Origin of the sequence: Shewanella sp. 10N.261.52.F9 (assembly GCF_041471165.1) — a bacterium.
In the GTDB taxonomy this organism is placed as follows: Bacteria; Pseudomonadota; Gammaproteobacteria; order Enterobacterales; family Shewanellaceae; genus Shewanella; species Shewanella marinintestina.
Genome location: NZ_JBFRNX010000031.1, coordinates 1 through 1,414 on the forward strand (window position 1 = coordinate 1; position 1,414 = coordinate 1,414).

Consider the following 1,414-nt stretch of genomic DNA (forward strand, 5'->3'; position numbering starts at 1 on the left):
AAAACCCATCAGGGTTGTATGGTTAAGCCTCACGAGTCATTAGTACAAGTTAGCTCAACGCCTCACAACGCTTACACACCTTGCCTATCAACGTCCTAGTCTCGAACGGCTCTTTAGAGGAATTAAATTCCTAGGGATGACTCATCTTAGGACTCGCTTCCCGCTTAGATGCTTTCAGCGGTTATCGATTCCGAACGTAGCTACCGGGCAATGCTATTGGCATAACAACCCGAACACCAGCGGTTCGTCCACTCCGGTCCTCTCGTACTAGGAGCAGCTTCCTTCAATCATCCAACGCCCACGGCAGATAGGGACCGAACTGTCTCACGACGTTCTGAACCCAGCTCGCGTACCACTTTAAATGGCGAACAGCCATACCCTTGGGACCGACTTCAGCCCCAGGATGTGATGAGCCGACATCGAGGTGCCAAACACCGCCGTCGATATGAACTCTTGGGCGGTATCAGCCTGTTATCCCCGGAGTACCTTTTATCCGTTGAGCGATGGCCCTTCCATACAGAACCACCGGATCACTATGACCTACTTTCGTACCTGCTCGACGTGTATGTCTCGCAGTTAAGCTGGCTTATGCCATTGCACTAACCGTACGATGTCCGACCGTACTTAGCCAACCTTCGTGCTCCTCCGTTACTCTTTGGGAGGAGACCGCCCCAGTCAAACTACCCACCAGGCACTGTCCCGAACCCCGATTCAGGGGCCGCGGTTAGAACATCAAAACTACAAGGGTGGTATTTCAAGATTGACTCCACACCATCTAGCGACGATGCTTCAAAGTCTCCCACCTATCCTACACATGTAGGTTCAATGTTCAGTGCCAAGCTATAGTAAAGGTTCACGGGGTCTTTCCGTCTAGCCGCGGGTATACGGCATCTTCACCGCAATTTCAACTTCACTGAGTCTCGGCTGGAGACAGCGTGGCCATCATTACGCCATTCGTGCAGGTCGGAACTTACCCGACAAGGAATTTCGCTACCTTAGGACCGTTATAGTTACGGCCGCCGTTTACCGGGGCTTCGATCATGAGCTTCTCCGAAGATAACCCAATCAATTAACCTTCCGGCACCGGGCAGGCGTCATACCGTATACTTCCTCTTGCGAGTTTGCACAGTACTGTGTTTTTGATAAACAGTTGCAGCCACCTGGTATCTGCGACTCTCGGCAGCTTAGGGAGCAAGTCCCATCACCGCTAAGAGCGTACCTTCTCCCGAAGTTACGGTACCATTTTGCCTAGTTCCTTCAGCCGAGTTCTCTCAAGCGCCTTGGTATTCTCTACCCGACCACCTGTGTCGGTTTGGGGTACGATTCCTACTAACCTGAAGCTTAGAAGATTTTCCTGGAAGCATGGCATCAACTACTTCAGTCCCTTAGGACCTCGTCATCAGTTCTCAGCCTT

1 rRNA gene (cut by a window edge) is annotated in these 1,414 nt (G+C 51.6%); it reads right to left on the minus strand.

From position 1 onward, the window contains the following. Positions 1 to 18: 18 nt before the first annotated feature. Positions 19 to 1,414, minus strand: a 23S ribosomal RNA gene (locus AB4298_RS19185); it runs 2,226 nt beyond the window's last position.